This is a genomic window from Psychromonas aquimarina ATCC BAA-1526 (genome assembly GCF_000428725.1).
In the GTDB taxonomy this organism is placed as follows: Bacteria; Pseudomonadota; Gammaproteobacteria; order Enterobacterales; family Psychromonadaceae; genus Psychromonas; species Psychromonas aquimarina.
In genome coordinates, this window is sequence record NZ_KE386791.1 from 241,898 (window position 1) to 260,822 (window position 18,925).

The following is an 18,925-nucleotide window of genomic DNA, read 5'->3' on the forward strand; positions in this document are numbered from 1 at the left end:
TGCATCCGCAGACGCTTAGTCTCAACACATATAAACAATAATTAAGGATGAAAAAGTGCTAACGAAACATAAAGGAATCTTGTCCAATATTGGGACACAGGTAGTTATTGCCATGATTATAGGCTCCCTTGTCGGGGTTTATATGGGTGATGCTGCATCTATGTTTGCGCCGCTGGGTGCAATATTTATTCATTTAATCAAAATGCTGGTAATCCCTCTAGTAGCCGTGGCTATTATTACGGGGGCGGCAAATCTTGGTGACAGTCCGGCTGCTGGTAAAATTGGTCTTACCACTTTCGGCTTCTTCATGCTGACTTCTGCAATTGCTGTTGCATTAGCAATCTTTATGGGTGAGATGTTTACTCCTGGTGTTGGAGTTGATTTATCAAGCATGCAGGGAATATTCTCTAATGAGTATGCAGATAAAGGTAACGTACCAGGCTTTTTCGAAACAGTATTAGGCATGATCCCGACGAATGTCTTCCAGTCGTTAAATAATGCCAACATTCTGCAGATTCTAGTTTTCTGTCTGTTCCTGGGTATCGCACTGTCTAAAGTTGAGAAGAAACGCAGCGAACCGTTAATGAATATTCTTAACGGCCTTGTTGATGCGTTTGTATGGATGATTAATGTTGTTATGCGTATAGCACCGATTGGTGTATTCGGTCTTATGGCTGAAGCAGTAGGTACGTTTGGTTTTGATGTACTAACAACAGTAATGCAGCTGTTTATTGTCTATGTAGCGGCAATCCTGATCTTTGGTTTTGTTGTTTACCCGTTATTTATCAAACTGTTTTCAGATGTACCGGTGGGACGCTTTCTCTCGGCAATGAAACGTCCGCAGGCTGTTGCACTTTCAACTGCTTCTTCTATGGCAACACTGCCGGTTACTTTAGATACAGTAGAAAAAGAGCTGGATGTTTCTAACTCTACCGCTTCTTTTGTACTGCCGCTGGGCGCTACTATTAATATGAGTGGTAATGCTATCTACTACGGTCTAGTTGCGGTATTTTTTGCACAGGTATTTAATGTAGATCTTGGTTTTGCAGCTTATGCGGCTATTATTTTCACCGCAACTATCGGTGCAATCGGTCAGGCAGGTGTACCTGGTCCGTCTTTCCTTGTTGTTGCAGTACTGCTGGCTGCCGGTATTCCTATTGAAGGTTTACCGCTGCTGTTTGCACTGGACCGTATCTTCGATATGATCCGTACTGCGTTGAATATTACCGGTGACGCCGCTTGTGCGGTAATCGTAGATAAATTCAACCCGGAAAATCAGGTTGATGCTGAAGTCACGCCGATTAACGGGCAGGAAGAGAAGAAGGTCGCTTAATTTTTTTATTAAGTGAATATCTTGTTAAGGGAGCTTATTTAAGCTCCCTTTTTTATTGCTGATCTTGTCTCATCAGCGTTTCATTGCTTTTCTAACATATCTGCCTAGCCTGCATTCAGGCAAATTTTCAAAAAATGTTTAGTCACATTAACTGCATAAACAAATCAATATTTTGCTTCTCTGAACATGGTGATAAAAACATCAATTACAGTTATTCGGTTTATTATTAGATACTTGTACTAAATTTTTTGTTCCTGCTATACACAGCTTGAAAATAAATATATATTCACTATTTATGTGTATACATTCACTTTGTGTGTTTGTTTTTAAATAATACAGCTGCTCACAGCTTTACTTGGGAATAAGAATAAGATGCAGGAAATAGATGTAACCTCACTGCTGCCGATTGTTGTAACTCTGGTGCTTTCATTAACCACACGAAACGTAGTGATCGGCCTGTTTAGCGGTGTATTAACGGGGATTGTTATGTTAAACGGCTTCAGCCCGCTGCATAATGTCGAGTTAATGGTTAAAGATTATATTGCACCGCAGCTGACTGACAGTTATAACGCCGGTGTATTAGTTCTGCTGGTATTTATCGGCGGTTTTGTAGCATTGATGGAACAGTCCGGTGGCGGTTTTGCTTTTGCCTCTAAAGTAACCGACTGGGTCAGTACAAAATTTAAAGCTCAGACTGCTTCATGGTTTGGCGGTATTATTATCTTCTTCTCTGATTTAGGAACTCCGCTGATTGTCGGGCCGGTATTTCGTCCTATTTTTGACAAGTTAAAAATTTCCCGTCAGAAACTCGCATTTATTCTTGATTCAACTTCTTCGCCTGTGGCTATTCTTATTCCTTTTATCGGCTGGGGAGTTTACATAATGGGGCTGCTGCATAAGGAGTTCAGTGTTTTAAATGTGGATATTAGTGACTGGCAGGCGTTTATCTCAGCTGTGCCTTATCAGTTTTATGCTTTTCTGGCTATTTTTATAGTGCCTCTAGTGGCATTTAATAAACTAGATTTCGGCCCTATGGCCGCCGCAGAAGAAAACACTCAGAAGGGCATTAGTATTGGTAACAGTAAAGAATCGCTGCAGCCCTTTACCCATGACAAAGCTAATGCCTCATTTGTCTGGGCACCGCTTGTGGTGATGGCAGTTGTGCTGTTTACTATGCTGCTGCCGTTAGGTTTCCCTTTTGAGAAAATATCCGGTTCAGATTTTAGAGCTGCATTGTCCAGTGCTTACTTTTTTGCCGCTGTTACCTTGATCTGTCTGATGGCCCTGTACAAGGTAAGAAATCTGTCTAACGGCATTTCTGTTTATCTAAAAGGTATGGGTAATATGATGCAGGTGGCGATCATCCTGATCCTTGCCTGGACATTAAGCACTATAGGTAAAGAGTTAGGTACTGCCGCATATATCGCTCAGCAGGCGCAAAGTGGTTTTCCTTACTGGTTAGTCCCGGCGGTCTCTTTTCTGCTGGCGGGTATTATATCTTTTGCTACAGGCTCGTCATGGGGAACATTTGCCATTATGATACCGCTGGTGGTACCGACTGCGTTTGCTGTCGATGCGCCACTTTATGTTTGCATCGGCGCTGTTTTATCCGGCGGCCTGTTCGGCGATCACTGCTCCCCGATTTCTGAAACAACTATATTGTCTTCCACTGGATCCGGCTGTGACCAGTTTGAGCATTTCCGTACACAGCTGCCTTATGCCTTATTAAACGGCGCTATCGCGCTGATCAGCTTTATTGCCGCCGGTGTATCTGCAAGCCCGCTGGTATTAGCAGCGGCACTGGTCGCACAGATATGTCTGGTTTATATTTTGTCAAAGCTCCATCGTAAACGCCAAACCCATAAGCCGCTGACTAACACTGCTGCGGTATAACCTTTACTGCTCCGTTAACATAACGAAAAAGTGTCTGTTAAGACATTTTTTCGTTTTTATTTTTCTGCGCTCATAAATATATGTAAATTTTGCAGAATATCATTTCATGTGATCTGGATCGTGTTACCCTAAGCACTCCCGTCTACTGTCAAATTTATCTATGCAGGAAATTCTATGAGTTCAAACTCGTCATCAAAGCTGAGTTTATTACTGGTTATTATATTAGGTGCAATATCAGCTCTTACACCCTTAGCCATCGATATGTACCTACCGGCTATGCCGAGCATTGCCCGGGAACTAGGAGTGAGTTCCGGATCGATTCAAATCACTTTAACCGCCTATGTAAGCGGATTTGCAGTGGGGCAGCTGCTGCACGGTCCTCTGGCTGACAGTTATGGACGTAAACCGGTACTATTGACTGGTACTGCATTATTTGCGGCAGCATCGGTGATCAGTGCAACAACCGAGGGTATCAATGCATTAATGTGGGTGCGTGCAGCGCAGGGTTTTGCCGGTGCCGCCTCTGCTGTGGTTATTCAGGCGATAGTCAGGGATATGTTTGAAAAAGAAGATTATGCCCGCACCATGTCGATGATAACCCTAGTGATGACTATTGCTCCTTTAGTGGCACCTATGATTGGCGGGCATATGGCTGTGTGGTTCGGCTGGCGTTCAATCTTCTGGCTGCTGGCATTAATTGCTGTGGTGGTGATTATTGCTTCAAGCTGGGTTATCCCGGAAACACTTGCAGTAGAAAAAAGACCGTCATTTAGTCTGCATACAACTCTGCGTAATTATTTTCAGCTGTCTACCCGGCCTGAAGCGATAGGCCTGATTTTTACCGGTGCATTTTCATTTTCAGGCATGTTCGCATTTTTAACTGCCGGCTCTTTTGTGTACATCGAACTTTATGGTGTTGATATCGAACATGTGGGTTATCTGTTTGGTTTGAATGTCCTGTTGATGATGGTTATGACCAGTCTTAACGGCCGTCTGGTCAAAAAAATGGGCTCTCACTGGATGCTGCGTTTCGGCTTAAATATCCAGCTGCTGGCTGGTTTTATGCTAGTTGCAGCGCAGATCTTGAATCTTGGTTTATGGGGCGTAGTGATTCCGGTGATGATGTTTGTCAGCACTATTTCAATTATCGGCAGTAACAGCATGGCGCTGCTGCTGAGCGAATATCCCCATATTGCCGGGACCGCATCATCGCTGGCCGGTACTTTACGTTTTGGAACCGGCGCACTGATGGCCGCCTGTATATCTTTGCTGCCCGGTTCGTCAGCCTGGCCTATGGTTGCATTGATGGCATTAAGCGCAGTACTGTCTATGGTCATTTATCTGCGATTTGCCAGAAATGTTTGATTAGTACCGCTGTTGAAGCTGGTTGTGTGTAGGCTGCTTAACTTCTATACTTTAAATTAGCCGCTTGTAGATTGTTTATGCGGGTGTTTTAAGTGAAATAAGAGGTGATTATGGATATGAGCGTTGTCGGCGGGGTAATGACCCAGCAGGCCAAAATTAGTACCCTTGAAAAGGTTAATGTCAGTTTACTTAAAACAGCTAATAAGCAGGCAGAAGAGCAGACCGTGAAGTTATTAGAATCTGTTAAGCCGGCTCCCGTTGGTAATCTTGGTAAACATATAGACATTGAAGTTTAATCTGAAGCTTGGTCTTCGGCAGTGCTGTAAGAGTCTTTACAGCGCTGCCGTTTTAGTTTCAGCTATATCATTTTCACCCGCAAACAGACCCAACCTCCAGCTATAACAAGTTTTTCCCTCAATACCGCTGTAAATTATTGAGCAAAGTATTACTCAAGATATTTAAAGTTATGCCGATACAGTAAGCACGTTCGATAATAGTGTTTACAGGGGTATTTAACCTGCAGTATGTGTGATTATCAGCGTTGTTAAAATAAAATTCATGAGGTCAAATTATGAGTCTAAGCAGTGTCGGCGGTGCAATGGGAGTTCAAGCTCAGGTAAATACCTTAGAGCAGGTAAATATGAGTCTGATTAAAACAGCAAATAACCAGGCGGAACAGCAGGTCTCACAGTTATTACAGTCAGTTAGTCCGACTACGTCTACTTCTGACGACAGCCGCGGACAGCACGTAGATATTTACGTGTAATTCTTTTTGTATATAAAGTTAATCTGATAGTTGTATTTTACCGGCTGTCGGATTAGTCCTGCTGCATAATCCTGTAATCTGCCCGCTTTTAAACAGCCCCAACCTCCAAGAATAAAAATACACAAATATACTCATCAAGTTTAATTTAAATATACCGGATGAAGTAATAAGCTACATATAGTGAAATTATTAAACCGCTAAGACTGGTCCGTAAAAATATTGCTAATAGTAGGGGGAGAGCCATGGTGCATTATTGTTTTGCGGTTAATAACTCATTGGCAAAGGTTTAAAGTTCTACGCCGGGTAGTAATGAAACCTTGTTAATACTACCCGGCGCACTTTTTAATATTGTTTAACAGTGTACCTGCTGAGCCGTTTCACGTGTTAAGCGCCCGATTTCCTGCCAGTCTGCTTCATTAATCATTTTCTTATCTACCATCCAGGTGCCGCCGCAGGCCACAACGCGGTCTAGTGCCAGATAGTCTTTTACATTGCTGGGGTTAATACCGCCGGTGGGCATAAATTCAACCTGTGTATAGGGGGCAAGTAATGACTTAAGCATATTAATGCCGCCGGATGCTTCTGCCGGGAAGAACTTTAAAGTGGTCAGCCCCATTTCCAGAGCTGCTTCAACAGCAGAAGGGTTATTAACACCAGGTATAATATCAATGCCGATCTCCCGGCAGGCACGCACCGTGTTCGGGTTGAAACCAGGTGAAACAACAAATGTCGCACCGGCATCTTTAGCCGCCTGTGCCTGCTCTCGATTCAGTACTGTCCCTGCGCCGATCAGCATATCCGGCTGTGCTTGACGTAACAATCGAATCGCTTCCGCAGCCGCATCTGAACGGAAAGTGATTTCAGCAGCTGCCAGACCGTTTTCTACCAGAGCTTTTCCTAATGGGATAATATCTTCAGCGTTATCAATTGCGATCACCGGAATAATTTTAATCTGTTTAAGTTGTTGTGAAATAGAGTTCATTGTCTGTTTTTCCTGCTGATATTTTAATTGTAATTAATGTGGCTTGTGGCTGATCTCGGGATAACTGCCCCTTTATGCTGAATAACTACGGAGGCCAGCTGATGGCCCTGTAGTGCACAATCACGCGGCGTTTTGCCGGTCAGGTAACCTGCTAAGAAACCGGCATTAAAGGAATCTCCCGCAGAGGTGGTGTCAATAACATTAGTCACTGCGGCCGCTGCAGTATGCTCAGTTTCACCGTCGAGCAGATTATGATAAATACAGCCTTCTGCCCCCAGCTTGAGCACCATCTCCTTAACACCGGCACTGCGCAGCCGGCAGCTGGTGTGCTCTGTTGAACTGTCACCCCAAAGGGCCTGTTCATCATCATCCGTCACTAACGCAAGATCTGTGACTGCGAGAATCTCCTGGTAACATAAGCGTGCCTGCTCAGCATCTTTCCACAGAGCAGGGCGGTAGTTAGAATCAAAGGCTATTTTAACTCCCCGGGCAGCCAGTTTCTGCAGCAGTGCAGTCAGCTGCTGACGATCTTGATCGGGTAATATCGCTAAACTGATGCCGCTAAGATAGATCATGTCTGCGCCCTGCAGCTGTTCTGTTACAGTTGGAAAATCATCATGCCGCAGCAGGTAACGTGCTGCAGACTGATCCCGCCAGTACATAAAGGTACGTTCACCCTGGTCGTCCAGCTGAATCAAATATAAACCCGGCCGGCGTGCAGGATCGCGCAGTACACAGTGAGTGTTTATACCTTCCTGCTGCCAGCGCCTGAGCATGCCGTCGCTTACAGCATCACTGCCCAGCGCGCTGACATAATCCACTGCAATTGAACGATCTGCAGTACGCGCCATATAAACGGCGGTGTTTAAGCTGTCACCGCCGTAGGACTGATGCATCTGTGCAAATGGTTTACCGTTGAGTTCAATCATACATTCGCCGATAACTGCTATGCGTTTCATTTCTGCTCCTCAGGCTGGCGAAAGTATGCCTTGGCATTATTGAAACAGATATCTTTAACCATTTGTCCAAGCAGTTTAATATCATTCGGCGCTTCGCCGTTTTCAACCCACAAACCTATGATATTGCAGAGAATACGTCGGAAATACTCATGGCGCGTATATGACAGAAAGCTGCGTGAATCAGTAAGCATACCGACAAACTGACTCAGCAGACCCAGCTGTGCTAACTGCTGCATCTGCCGTTCCATACCGTCTTTCTGATCGTTAAACCACCACCCGGAGCCGAACTGTACTTTTCCGGCAATGCCGCCGCCTTGATAATTTCCAATCATAGTCGCCATCATTTCGTTATCACGAGGATTGAGGCAGTACAGTATGGTTTTAGGTAGTTGATCACTGCTGTCAAGGGCATCAAGCAGTGATGCTAACTGAAATGAAAAACTGCTGTCGCTGATTGAATCGAAACCCGCGTCAGCGCCAAGCAGTTTAAACATCCGGCTGCTGTTATTGCGCTGTGCTCCGATATGCAGCTGCATAACCCAGCCGCGCTGCGCATACTGTCTGCCCAGCCACACCTGTACAGCGGTGGAAAACTGATCTATTTCAAGAGAGCTTAACTGCTCCCCCTTTAAGCGCCGTGATAATAAACTGTCCAGTACTTTTTCCGTCGGCACAGATGCATAACGTACAACTTCAATTCCGTGATCCGCGGCGCGGCAGCCGTGCGCGCTGAAGTGATCCAGACGGCGCTGCAGTGCGCTCAGCAGATCATTAAAAGAGCCGATTTCTATATCAGCAGCCTTGCCCAGCTGATGCATATAATCACAAAAACCGTCTAATTCGATTTTAAATGCACGGTCAGGACGCCAGCTTGGCGCAACTTCGACGCTGCAGGTCGGATCCTGTCTGATGCTTTTATGGTACTGCAGCGAGTGTACCGGATCATCCGTGGTGCCGGCCATCACCACATTCATCTGCTTCATAATGCCCCGGGCTGAAAACTCCGGTGTTGCTAACAGATCATTACATTCGTGCCAGATACTGTCGGCAGTATCTGGATTCAACTGCTTATTTACAATAGCAAAGGGACGGCGCAGTTCCAGGTGAGTCCAGTGGTAGAGCGGATTACCTATAGTCTGCGGTACGGTTTTTGCCCATGCCTGAAATTTTTCATAATCTGAACTTTGTTTACCGGTAATAAGCTCTTCCGCAATACCTGCTGAGCGCATTGCCCGCCATTTATAGTGGTCACCTTCAAGCCAGATTTTACCCAGGTTTTCAAACTGGCGGTTTTCAGCAATCTCCTGCGGATTGAGGTGGCAGTGGTAATCGTAAATCGGCATATCTTTCGCAAAATCATGGTAAAGACGCTGCGCCGTGGTGGTTGCGAGCAGGAAGTCCTCGCATAGAAACTCTTTCATAATAGACTCCGAAAAATGCACTGCTTTACCTTCATTGTGTAAAGCAGTGTGAAAAGTTAAAGAGAAGCAACTGCGCTGCGTGCGCCTTCGCTGATCAGCTTCTGATAAGCGCTACTTACCTGATTAACAAAACTTTCATTTTTAATAAGATCGTCAGCAAAAACGGCTTCCAGACCAAGCAGTGTTTTTACCGCGGAAACATTGATGCCGTGCTCGTCATAAATTGCTTTAAACTGCGCAAGCATAGGGTCGCGGACATCGATTTCCTGATTCTGCTCATCACTGCCGCTGACATAACGCATCCAGGCGGCAATGCCCAGTGCCAGCCATTTATAGTCGCTGCCGTTGCTCAGGTGAAAACGCAGTGAGCCGCCCATCCGCTGCGGCAGTTTCTGGCTGCCGTCCATGGCAATCTGCCAGGTCTGGTGTTTTAGGCTTGGGTTCGTGAAGCGTTCAATCAGCAGCTGTGCATAACCTTCAAGGTCGGTTCCCTGAGGCATATTCAGCGTTGGGGCTTGTGCTTTGATCATCATATCCAGTGCCGCCTGACGGTAATGCTGGTTCGTCATAGTGTCAGAGATATGCTCATAGCCGCCTAAATAACCCAGGTAGGCGAGAAATGAATGACTGCCGTTGAGCATGCGCAGCTTCATCTCTTCAAAGGGCACAACATCTGACACAAATTCTGCACCTGCAGTGTCCCACTGTGGTCGACCATTTACAAAGTTATCTTCAATAACCCACTGCAGAAAAGGTTCACAGGCAATGCCGCAGGGATCTTCTACACCAACCAGCCGGGTAATTTCATCCAGTGTTTCAGTTGTGGCCGCCGGTACAATACGGTCAACCATGGTGCAGGGAAAAGTAACATTCTGCTCAATCCAGACAGCCAGTTCTGAATCAATTAACTGCGCAAAATCGATTACGGCCGCACGGGCTACATGGCCGTTTTCCTGAACATTATCACAGGACATAACGGTAAAAGGTGTCAGTCCGCGGTCACGACGAAGGCGCAGTGCCTCAACAATATAACCAATGGCAGAGTTTGGTGATCTCGGATCGACTATATCCTGTTTAATTAGAGCATTAGTTTTATCCAGACGGCCGCTGCTTGGATCTGTACAGTAGCCTTTTTCGGTAATGGTCATAGAAACAATGGCTACCTGAGGCTCTGCCATTTTTTCTAATACTGCCTGCCGGCCGTCAAATGTCGGATGAAGTGATTCAACCACGGAAGCAATCATTTTAACTGTGCTCTGTTGTGCGCCTTTCTCACAAACGGTATATAAATGATCCTGTTCACGCAGCTGCTTGATAAGCTGTTCGCCGCCGAACAGGTTTATTTCACAAATACCCCAGTCACTATTGGTTTTATTAAGCATTTCATTAGTTATTAATGCCTGGTGAGCGCGGTGGAATGCGCCGAAACCCAAATGCACGATGCGGCTTTTTAATAATGAACGGTCAAAATGAGGGCGGATAACCTTGGTGCTTATTCTTGTATTGGTAATATTATTAGACATTTTTGCTCCGTAAATTTCAGCTGTTATAGCTGACGAAATAAAGATACTGGTTTAGTTACTTAATAGAATGCTTATTAACTGTATTTAATAAGCATTATTTATATTTCCTGCTGCGCGGTTAATAACCTAAGAACAAGCGAGGCAGGAATAAACTTAATTCAGGAATAAAGGTGACCGCCGCCAGTGCTGCAATCAGGGCTGCATAGAAAGGCAGCAGCGGTTTAATTACCTTATCAATCGAGACCTTAGCAACAGAGCAGCCGATAAATAACGCACTGCCCACTGGCGGCGTACAGATACCGATAGCCAGATTAAAGGTCATCATGATGCCGAAATGAACGGGATCAATACCTAAATCTAACGCGATAGGCAGGAAGATTGGTGTGAAAATCAGAATGGCCGGGGTCATATCCATAAAGATACCGACAATCAGCAGGATCACATTAATGATAAGCAGAATGATTAACGGATTTTCGGAAATCGCCAGCAGGGCATCGGCAATCATATAAGGAATATCACCATTAGCCATAGCCCATGACATGCCCATTGAAGCGCCGACCAGCAGCAGTACAATAGAGGTGGTTACCGCAGATTCCAGGATGATTTTAGGAAGATCTGTGATTTTTACTTCGCGGTAAAATACTACTGCCAGTAAAAAGGTATAGACAACTGCGATTGCTGACGCTTCCGTCGCCGTGAAGATGCCGCCGATAATACCGCCCATAATAATAATAATAAGGGTCAAAGAGGGCAGTGCTTTTAGTGTTGTGTCCCATACAACAGCCAGACTTGGTTTCTCATCAAGCGGGTATCCGCGTCGTTTTGCAATAAAAGCCGCTACACACATCAGGCTGAGCCCCATAATAATACCGGGAATATAACCTGCCAGAAAAAGCGCCGCGATAGATGTACCGCCGGAAACTAAGGAAAAAACGATCAGAGTATTACTTGGCGGGATTAATAAACCTGTCGGACATGAGGTAATATTAACTGCTGCTGAAAAGTTTTCGTCGTAGCCGTCTTTTTTCTGCAGAGGCGCCATGGTGCCGCCGACAGCAGCTGCCGAGGCTACTGCTGATCCGGAAATAGAGCCGAACATCATATTAGCCATTACGTTTACATGAGCAAGCGAGCCTGGTAAACGTCCGCCTAATACTTTGGCAAAATTAATTAAGCGGATTGCTATGCCGCCCTGATTCATAATATTGCCCGCCAGAATAAAGAACGGGATAGCTAACAACGCAAAATTGTCTAATCCGGCAGCCATACGCTGCGCGACAACAGCTATTGCAGGATCTAACGGCAGACTTAATAAAATAGTTGCCAGTGATGATAAACCGATAGCAAACGATACGGGGATCCCTAAACAGAGAAGGACCGCAAAGCTGCCGAAAAGTGTGAGAATGATCTGCCATTCCATAATTGAATTCCTATATAGAGTAATTATTGTTGTTCTGCAGCAAGGCTTTTGGACTGAAAAAGCTGCTTAACTTTCTCTTGTGCAAAAACGAAAGAGTAAAAAGTTATCAAAATACCGCTGATCGGCAGACAGAAATAGATGTAACCCATCTGTAAACCTAAGGCAGGTGTAACCTGACCTGTTGACAGAGTTTTGAGAGCCAGATTCGTACCGCCGTAAACTAAAACAATTAAAGCAAAAGCGGCAATCGCAGTCTGGATAACGATTTCATTGACAATTTTTCTTTTTCCTTTGAGCTTCATGGTCATTAAATCGATGGCTAAATGCCGTCTAACACCCGTTGTATAAGCTGCGCCGATCAGTGCCACCCACATAAACAGATAGCGGGCTAGTTCATCGGTCACCGTGCTTGGTTTACCAACTACATAGCGTGAGATTACCTGCCAGATAACACAGAAGACTAAGAAGGCAGAGAGCGAGATGGTAAAACCTGCTAACCCCCGGTTAATATATGCAACCATTTTATTCATGTTGTTTCCTTTAAGTAAAAGAACTACTGACGCTGCTGTATTAATTGAGCTGCAGTACCTCCAAATTGGTGTGACGAGTATAAATAAACTTCGTCTGCTGTCATGTGAGATAAGTCACACAAATATTGGTTGGCCAAAAGTACCGGCAAAACTGTGATAAAGGTCGACCAATTGTGTTTTTTGCTTTGACCAAAACCATCTGCAGCAGTAATAATGCATCCACTTACAAAAACACTGACAATTGGACAACCAATAAAACTGGAGAATAAAAATATGAATATGCGTAAAAACGTTTTATCAGCAGTTATCGGCACGGCACTGACAGTCGGCTTTTCAGCATCAGCTTTTGCCGCAACTACTTTTAAATTAAGTCATAACCACAACCGTGACCATGCTGTGCATAAAGCTATGACAGAAATGGCGAAAGAAGTACGTGAACTGACTGACGGCGAAGTAAGAATACGCATATATCCCGATGCCCAGTTAGGTACGCAGCGTGAATCAATGGAATTGATGCAGAACGGTGCGCTGGATATGGTAAAAACTAATGCGGCCGAGCTGGAAGCTTTCTCTTCTGATTACTCTGCTTTTAATCTTCCATATCTATTTCGAGATCAGCAGCATTACTTTAATGTGAAAGAAGGTCCGGTCGGGGAGCAGATTCTTGCATCTTCACGTGACAGCGGTTTTATCGGCCTGACTTATTATGAAGCAGGCGCGCGCAGTTTTTATACTTCTAAGCCTATTATCAACCCGGAAGATCTTGACGGTATGAAAATACGTGTTCAGCCGAGCCCGACAGCTATCAATATGGTTAAATCTTTAGGCGGAAGCCCGACACCTCTTGCCTATGGAGAGTTATATACTGCGCTGCAGCAGGGAGTGGTAGATGCTGCTGAAAATAATATTCCTTCATTCAGCCTCAGCCGCCATAGTGAAGTATCAAAATACTTCAGCTTAGATGAGCACACTATGGTGCCCGATGTTCTGGTTATTTCAACTAAATCATTCGATGCTTTGTCCAAAGAAAATCAGGCCGCGCTTAAAACTGCTGCAATGAATTCGATGCAGCTGATGAAACAGCTTTGGGCAGATTCGGAGCAGCAGGAACGTGCTAAAGCTGAGAAGATGGGCGTTAAGTTTGTTACACCGAATAAACCCGCCTTTGTGGAAGCTGTGCAGCCTATGTACGCAGATCTGGCTAAATCAAATCCGGAGCTGAGTGCATTAGTTGAAGAAATTAAAGCAGTGCAGTAATTACGCCGGTCTGTTAAGGCTGAAAAAGTAGTGCATATATTAACTGCCGGGCATTTTTATATTTTCAGCTTGAAGGTGCAGATGCCCGGGAAATCGTACGCAGGCACAGCTGTATTTGCAGATAACAGCTGCCGCCGAATTTGACTTAATATAATGAAACAGAGCCGCATTATGATGCCATTTGAGCCGAAACGTCCCTATCAGGAATTGGGCATGATTTTACGTCGAAAGTTGACCAACGGGGAATATAAGATCGGCGAACGCCTGCCTCCGGAGCGCAATATTGCTGAAGATCTTGATGTCGGACGCACCGTTGTGCGCGAAGCAATAATTATGCTGGAACTAGAAAATCTGGTTGAAGTCCGCAAGGGGTCGGGGGTTTACATTATTAATATCCCGGATAAATCTCAAAGCCGGGAAATAATCAGCAATGATGAAGCCGGCCCCTTTGAAATGCTGCAGGCCAGGCAGCTGCTTGAAAGCAATATTGCGGAATTTGCGGCTATCCAGGTGATACCGGGGGATATAAGTAAATTACGCGCCGCACTTGAGGTAGAGCGTCAGGAGCTGGCCAGCGGCAGCTGTGAATGTACGGGGGACAAACAGTTTCATCTGTGTATTGCTGAGGCCACACAAAATTCTGTACTGGTCGATATGCTCAAGCATTCCTGGGATGCCCGTGAGAACAGCCCTATGTGGCAGAAGCTGCATACACGCATTATAGATCAGGCATATAGAGACGAGTGGTTTGATGATCATGTGCAGATTCTTGCCGCCATGCAGCGTAAAGATCCGATTGGAGCAAAACATGCCATGTGGCAGCACCTGGAAAATGTTAAGCAGCGGCTGCTGGAATTGTCTGATATTGATGATCCGAATTTTGACGGATACCTGTTCAGTTCGAATCCCGTTGTCCACCTTCAAGCCGTCAGATAAAAGTAAGTAGTGTCAGGCACTGCCGGCGCTTTCTAGCTGCACTTTAAAAACAAACAAAATGAACTGTCTATTCGATAAATTTATTATTGAAGGGCGCTGTTTTAACTAAATAATCATAAAAACGATAAGAGAGGAAATTGTTATGGAACAAACTTGGCGTTGGTACGGACCTAATGACCCTGTGTCTTTAAACGATATTCGTCAGGCTGGAGCAACCGGAATTGTCAATGCGCTGCATGAGATTCCTAACGGCCAGGTGTGGAGCAAAGAGGTCATACTGGCGCGTAAAGAATTGATTGAAAGTAAAGGCTTAACCTGGTCTGTTGTGGAAAGCGTTCCGGTACATGAAGAAATTAAAACCCGTACCGGTAACTTTGAGCAGTGGATAGAAAATTATCAGCAGACACTGCGTAACCTAGCCACATGCGGTATTGATACTGTCTGTTATAACTTTATGCCGGTTTTGGACTGGACACGAACTGATCTTGAATTTGAAATGCCGGACGGCTCACGGGCATTACGTTTTGATCATACCGCATTCAGTGCATTTGAGCTGCATATTCTTAAACGCCCCGGGGCTGAAAATGAATACTCTGCGGCAGAGCAGGAGCAGGCAAAAATCTATTTTGATAATATGTCCGACAGTGATATTAAGAAATTAACCGCGAATATTATTGCCGGTTTGCCCGGAGCAGAAGAAGGTTACACGCTGGAAGAATTTCAAAGCCAGCTGGACCGTTATACTGGTATCTGCAAAAATACCTTACGGGAGCATCTCGCTTTATTTCTGCAGTCTTTAATGCCGGTTTGTGACAGTACTGGTTTGAAGCTTGCAGTTCACCCGGATGATCCGCCTCGTCCTATTCTCGGTTTACCGCGTGTTGTTTCTACGATTGAAGATATTAACTGGTTAACCAAAGCTGTACCCAGTATAAAAAATGGTCTTACTATGTGTACCGGTTCATACGGGGTACGCGGTGATAATGATTTAGTCGAGATGATCAGACAGCATGGAGATCGTATCTATTTTACGCATCTTCGTTCAACACAGCGTGAAGAAAATCCGAAGAATTTTCATGAAGCCGCCCACCTTCACGGCGACGTGGATATGTACAGTGTGGTAATGGAAATATTAAAAGAGGAGCAGCGCCGCGCTGATGCTGGAGATAAACGTTTAATTCCGATGCGCCCGGATCACGGCCACCAGATGCTTGATGATCTCAACAAGAAAACTAATCCGGGTTATTCGGCAATCGGCCGTTTGAAAGGCTTAGCGGAAGTGCGCGGCTTAGAAACTGCACTGCAGCGTGCTTTCTTCAGCCGTTGATCAGGCTAGGCAAATAAACCGAAGCTTAAGAGCTTCGGTTTTATATGTTTTTTAACAGCCGCTGATTTTAAGTGATAACTGGTACTGTCCCCCGGCGGCTGTCGCCTGTGCATAACGTACCCAGCAGTTCTGCGCCGTTTGCGAATAGCCTCTGGGCATAAAATACAGGCCGTCATTACTAACGTTACGCCACATCCACTCATGTGCATCACGATCATCATAACCGGATTCACCAAATTCAGCATCCAGCAGTTTAGACCAGGTTGTACTGAATTCTGCTTTCGGGTAGCCGTAAACACTTCTTATGGTATCGGCGCCTATCTGAACATCCGTTTCACTACTTTTTTCTAAACCAAGCAGGATTGTTTTTGAATAGGAGAGCAGGGCTGCAGTGGAGACGGCGCCTTTCATTCCTTTTAGTGTAGAGATACGCGCATCACTGCTTAGATTAATAAATTTGGGGGCGGCTGCCGCGCTAAGTATGCCTAGGACGATAATAACGACTACCAGTTCAATAAGGGTAAAACCCGATTGTTTACTCATGCCAGTTTCTATTTCCCTATAGACAGCAAGTGACAATCTGCATTTTAGCAAAAGTGAAACCTAGGCTAAACAGATAAATATCGTTAAATCACTTATCTGCGCTATTAATAAACGGTTTAACTTGTACCAGGGTCATATGACCGCTCAAATGCTTAATATCTTCTGCTGTGCTTAACTGATTCTTAAAACCGTAGCAGCGTCGTCCTGGTTTTATACCGAATGTGACATTAAAGCCCTGGTTGACCGTAATGCCAATGAGATCACCCGTTTCAAGGTCAAATAACGGACCGCCTGAATTGCCCTTTAATGTTCCAATATTGGTGGTCATATAATAGGGGTTGCCCATTTTTTTTAAAAAACCATTGTGATTAAATTTTAATGAAAGCCCTAAAGGATGACCGACTGACACTGCTGTTCGTCCTTTGAGAAAAGGATCATAATTAATATTTAAGGGCATGTAACCGTCAACAGGTTTATTTAGTTTTAACAATGCCAGATCCCTATATTCTGAATAATCATATATATCAGCTGGTAAAGGCGGCATACCGATTTTTTCACGCTGCTTGTTTATAGTGCTGCGTTTAAAAGAGTAATTACTTTTAATCATATTAAAGTTATGAAAAATTACACTTTTTACTTTGTAGCCTGTTTTTAACGCGAGATCTTCATCCTGCTGATAATTAAAAAACCAGGTTTGTTCAGTGATTGCTGCATCGACACAGTGCCCTGCGGTAACAACAACGTCGGGTTTAATTAAAACACCGCTGCATCGTCCAAGTGCAATGTCCTTAATAAAAGGAAGATCCTCGCAAATCTGCCTGTCTGCACTGTTTTTGTAAAAAATAGAGAGGATTTTTTCTTCTAAAATGGTTTTCATTGTTATGTTGTTATCATCAACTAAAATACCGGTATTGGTGAGCATATGCTTAAATTTTGTGGTTTGTTCGCTGCTGTTATAGAAGTGAAAATCCGCACTTTCCTGCTCCTCGGCCGCTAGACAGGGGAACGAAAGAATACAGATAAGCGTCATCTTCAAATAAAGTTTCATTTGAAAAGCATATAAGCGATCGGGATAAAATGCGAGTAGCACCTTTATTGTGCCGGGTAAATAGTTGGTGCTGATAAATGAGATGCAGGTCTGATTGTTTTGCTGGTAAACAGTCGAAATTTTAGTTGACTATAAAAAAAACACCCATGCTCAATCTGCATGGATGCTTTTCTGGATATGTGAGCTTATCTAGTTGTTGAAAATGATAAATATCCTGGAATTTTACTAGCCTGAATATTTAGCCATAAAATCATCCGTATCGTTAACCATATTCTTACTGCCGCAGAAGAAAGGTATGCGCTGATGCAGTTCCGTCGGTTCGATTTCCATAATTCGATTATAACCGTCAGTGGCTCGGCCGCCGGCCTGTTCAATTAAAAAGGCCATTGGATTACATTCGTATAATAAGCGTAGTTTACCCTTAGGTGCAGAGGCGGTTGAAGGGTAGATGTAAATACCGCCGGTTAATAAATTGCGGTGAAAATCTGAAACCAGTGAACCGATATAACGTGATGTATATGGACGGTTACTTGGTGTATCTATCTCCTGACAGAATTTAAGGTATTTTTTTACCCCGTTTGGAAATTTGAGGTAGTTACCTTCATTGATAGAGTAGGTTCGGCCGTCTTCTGGAATGCGCATATTTTCGTGAGAAAGGTAGAATACGCCTAATGAAGGATCACAGGTAAAGCCGTGTACACCGTTACCTGTGGTGTATACCAGCATGGTCGATGAGCCGTAGATAACATAACCGGCGGCAACCTGTTTAATGCCCGGCTGCAGGAAGTCTTCTAATGTAGCCGGCTGGCCGATAGGACTGACACGTTTAAAAATTGAAAAAATGGTACCAACGGAAACGTTTACATCAATATTCGAAGAACCGTCCAGTGGATCCATTAATACCACATATTTACTGTTGACGCCCCGTGTGCTGTCAAAAGAAACAAATTCGTCTTCCTCCTCCGATGCGATTCCGCAAACTTCACCGCGTGCTTCTAGTGCCGCCTTGAACTTATCGTTAGCATACAGATCCATTTTCTGCTGTACTTCGCCTTGTACGTTCTCAATGCCGGTAGCTCCGATAATATCAACTAAACCGGCTTTATTGATTTCTCTATTTACCACTTTTGCAGCTAACCGTATTGCGCCGAGTAACAGTGTTAACTCCCCCGTTGCTTCTGGAAAGTCGTGCTGCTTTTCGATGATGTATTCACCAAGTGTGATCATGTCTGTGCCCTTTATGATAATGAAGTGGTACGTTGAATGAAATTGTTCAATTTACTATCTGCTGCCGGAATTATGGGCAGCCTTTATAGTCAAGCAAATATAACAGGGTTGTCACTACAAAAATGCGAGCTCGCTAGCAGCTACGCGCACTATTTATAAAATAATATCTTCAATTTTAAATGTTTGATGATGAAGGGGCAGGGAGCTGCTGTTTCTACAACAAATATGTATGCAGCGCCTATACTTAATGGAAATTATATAAGTTCAGTTATGCTTATTAACGGAAAAATTATTTTATGGGGTGGTTATTGGAGCCTGTTGAATACGGAAAAAGATCTACGCTTTATACTGATGATTTTGTATTTTAATCACCTAATAGTAATGGCAATATCATT

Annotated in this window: 17 protein-coding genes; 8 read left to right on the forward strand and 9 right to left on the reverse strand. The window is 44.3% G+C overall.

Annotation, left to right across the window (positions count from 1 at the left end; genetic code table 11):
• Positions 1–55: 55 nt before the first annotated feature.
• From G337_RS0120515 to G337_RS0120535, 5 genes are all read left to right on the forward strand, one after another.
• Positions 56–1,333 (forward strand): dicarboxylate/amino acid:cation symporter, encoded by a 1,278-nt coding sequence (locus G337_RS0120515; RefSeq protein ID WP_037028252.1) that lies wholly within the window; start codon positions 56–58, stop codon positions 1,331–1,333.
• A 372-nt stretch (positions 1,334–1,705) separates the two neighbouring features.
• Complete coding sequence (locus G337_RS0120520) at positions 1,706–3,226, forward strand: Na+/H+ antiporter NhaC family protein (protein ID WP_028865499.1); 1,521 nt, start codon at positions 1,706–1,708, stop codon at positions 3,224–3,226.
• Between the two features lie 174 nt (positions 3,227–3,400).
• Entirely contained in the window at positions 3,401–4,591 is a 1,191-nt protein-coding gene (locus tag G337_RS0120525; RefSeq protein ID WP_028865500.1) for a Bcr/CflA family multidrug efflux MFS transporter, read from the forward strand.
• 110 nt (positions 4,592–4,701) lie between these two features.
• Positions 4,702–4,887: a hypothetical protein gene (locus G337_RS0120530; protein ID WP_019614374.1), complete on the forward strand. Its 186-nt coding sequence runs from the start codon at positions 4,702–4,704 to the stop codon at positions 4,885–4,887.
• 275 nt (positions 4,888–5,162) lie between these two features.
• Positions 5,163–5,357: a putative motility protein gene (locus G337_RS0120535; protein WP_028865501.1), complete on the forward strand. Its 195-nt coding sequence runs from the start codon at positions 5,163–5,165 to the stop codon at positions 5,355–5,357.
• 352 nt (positions 5,358–5,709) lie between these two features.
• Here G337_RS0120535 and G337_RS0120540 read toward each other — a convergent pair whose 3' ends face one another.
• The 6 genes from G337_RS0120540 to G337_RS0120565 all read right to left on the reverse strand — a co-directional run bounded on the left by G337_RS0120540 (position 5,710) and on the right by G337_RS0120565 (position 12,192).
• Entirely contained in the window at positions 5,710–6,339 is a 630-nt protein-coding gene (locus G337_RS0120540) for a bifunctional 4-hydroxy-2-oxoglutarate aldolase/2-dehydro-3-deoxy-phosphogluconate aldolase (RefSeq protein WP_028865502.1), read from the reverse strand.
• Positions 6,340–6,362: 23 nt separating this feature from the next.
• Positions 6,363–7,298: a sugar kinase gene (locus G337_RS0120545; protein ID WP_028865503.1), complete on the reverse strand. Its 936-nt coding sequence runs from the start codon at positions 7,296–7,298 to the stop codon at positions 6,363–6,365.
• Entirely contained in the window at positions 7,295–8,719 is a 1,425-nt protein-coding gene (gene uxaC, locus G337_RS0120550) for a glucuronate isomerase (protein WP_028865504.1), read from the reverse strand. Before uxaC ends, G337_RS0120545 begins: the two co-directional genes overlap by 4 nt.
• 56 nt (positions 8,720–8,775) lie before the next feature.
• Positions 8,776–10,242: a fructuronate reductase gene (locus tag G337_RS0120555; RefSeq protein WP_028865505.1), complete on the reverse strand. Its 1,467-nt coding sequence runs from the start codon at positions 10,240–10,242 to the stop codon at positions 8,776–8,778.
• 118 nt (positions 10,243–10,360) lie between these two features.
• Positions 10,361–11,662, reverse strand: a complete 1,302-nt coding sequence (locus tag G337_RS0120560) for a TRAP transporter large permease (RefSeq protein ID WP_028865506.1) — start codon at positions 11,660–11,662, stop codon at positions 10,361–10,363.
• Positions 11,663–11,685: 23 nt separating this feature from the next.
• Positions 11,686–12,192 carry a TRAP transporter small permease gene (locus G337_RS0120565; protein ID WP_028865507.1) on the reverse strand — a complete coding sequence of 169 codons (507 nt, stop codon included), beginning with the start codon at positions 12,190–12,192 and terminating at the stop codon, positions 11,686–11,688.
• 273 nt (positions 12,193–12,465) lie between these two features.
• On the opposite strand from G337_RS0120565, the gene G337_RS0120570 reads away from it, so the two are divergent.
• From G337_RS0120570 to uxuA, 3 genes are all read left to right on the forward strand, one after another.
• Positions 12,466–13,449 carry a TRAP transporter substrate-binding protein gene (locus G337_RS0120570; protein ID WP_028865508.1) on the forward strand — a complete coding sequence of 328 codons (984 nt, stop codon included), beginning with the start codon at positions 12,466–12,468 and terminating at the stop codon, positions 13,447–13,449.
• Positions 13,450–13,620: 171 nt separating this feature from the next.
• The gene (locus tag G337_RS0120575; protein WP_245597691.1) at positions 13,621–14,385 is read left to right on the forward strand and encodes an FCD domain-containing protein; all 765 of its coding nucleotides are present in this window, start codon (positions 13,621–13,623) and stop codon (positions 14,383–14,385) included.
• Between the two features lie 142 nt (positions 14,386–14,527).
• Positions 14,528–15,712, forward strand: coding sequence for a mannonate dehydratase (gene uxuA / locus G337_RS0120580; protein ID WP_028865510.1), 1,185 nt, complete (start codon positions 14,528–14,530; stop codon positions 15,710–15,712).
• 51 nt (positions 15,713–15,763) lie between these two features.
• On the opposite strand, the gene G337_RS0120585 is transcribed toward uxuA, so the two are convergent.
• The 3 genes from G337_RS0120585 to fbp all read right to left on the reverse strand — a co-directional run bounded on the left by G337_RS0120585 (position 15,764) and on the right by fbp (position 18,530).
• On the reverse strand, positions 15,764–16,255 hold the full coding sequence (locus tag G337_RS0120585; RefSeq protein WP_028865511.1) for a type II secretion system protein: 492 nt from the start codon (positions 16,253–16,255) through the stop codon (positions 15,764–15,766).
• 88 nt (positions 16,256–16,343) lie between these two features.
• Entirely contained in the window at positions 16,344–17,303 is a 960-nt protein-coding gene (locus G337_RS0120590) for a trypsin-like serine peptidase (protein WP_084605537.1), read from the reverse strand.
• A gap of 225 nt (positions 17,304–17,528) precedes the next feature.
• On the reverse strand, positions 17,529–18,530 hold the full coding sequence (gene fbp / locus G337_RS0120595) for a class 1 fructose-bisphosphatase (protein WP_028865513.1): 1,002 nt from the start codon (positions 18,528–18,530) through the stop codon (positions 17,529–17,531).
• Between the last annotated feature and the right edge of the window lie 395 nt (positions 18,531–18,925).

Coding starts and splice junctions, on each gene's coding strand:
- fbp (WP_028865513.1), bottom strand. CDS start 18,530: ATGATCACACTTGGTGAATACATCATCGAAAAGCAGCACGACTTTCCA.
- G337_RS0120545 (WP_028865503.1), bottom strand. CDS start 7,298: ATGAAACGCATAGCAGTTATCGGCGAATGTATGATTGAACTCAACGGT.
- G337_RS0120565 (WP_028865507.1), bottom strand. CDS start 12,192: ATGAATAAAATGGTTGCATATATTAACCGGGGGTTAGCAGGTTTTACC.
- G337_RS0120525 (WP_028865500.1), top strand. CDS start 3,401: ATGAGTTCAAACTCGTCATCAAAGCTGAGTTTATTACTGGTTATTATA.
- G337_RS0120570 (WP_028865508.1), top strand. CDS start 12,466: ATGAATATGCGTAAAAACGTTTTATCAGCAGTTATCGGCACGGCACTG.
- G337_RS0120590 (WP_084605537.1), bottom strand. CDS start 17,303: ATGAAACTTTATTTGAAGATGACGCTTATCTGTATTCTTTCGTTCCCC.
- G337_RS0120575 (WP_245597691.1), top strand. CDS start 13,621: ATGATGCCATTTGAGCCGAAACGTCCCTATCAGGAATTGGGCATGATT.
- G337_RS0120585 (WP_028865511.1), bottom strand. CDS start 16,255: ATGAGTAAACAATCGGGTTTTACCCTTATTGAACTGGTAGTCGTTATT.
- G337_RS0120535 (WP_028865501.1), top strand. CDS start 5,163: ATGAGTCTAAGCAGTGTCGGCGGTGCAATGGGAGTTCAAGCTCAGGTA.
- G337_RS0120560 (WP_028865506.1), bottom strand. CDS start 11,662: ATGGAATGGCAGATCATTCTCACACTTTTCGGCAGCTTTGCGGTCCTT.
- G337_RS0120520 (WP_028865499.1), top strand. CDS start 1,706: ATGCAGGAAATAGATGTAACCTCACTGCTGCCGATTGTTGTAACTCTG.
- uxaC (WP_028865504.1), bottom strand. CDS start 8,719: ATGAAAGAGTTTCTATGCGAGGACTTCCTGCTCGCAACCACCACGGCG.
- G337_RS0120555 (WP_028865505.1), bottom strand. CDS start 10,242: ATGTCTAATAATATTACCAATACAAGAATAAGCACCAAGGTTATCCGC.
- uxuA (WP_028865510.1), top strand. CDS start 14,528: ATGGAACAAACTTGGCGTTGGTACGGACCTAATGACCCTGTGTCTTTA.
- G337_RS0120530 (WP_019614374.1), top strand. CDS start 4,702: ATGGATATGAGCGTTGTCGGCGGGGTAATGACCCAGCAGGCCAAAATT.
- G337_RS0120540 (WP_028865502.1), bottom strand. CDS start 6,339: ATGAACTCTATTTCACAACAACTTAAACAGATTAAAATTATTCCGGTG.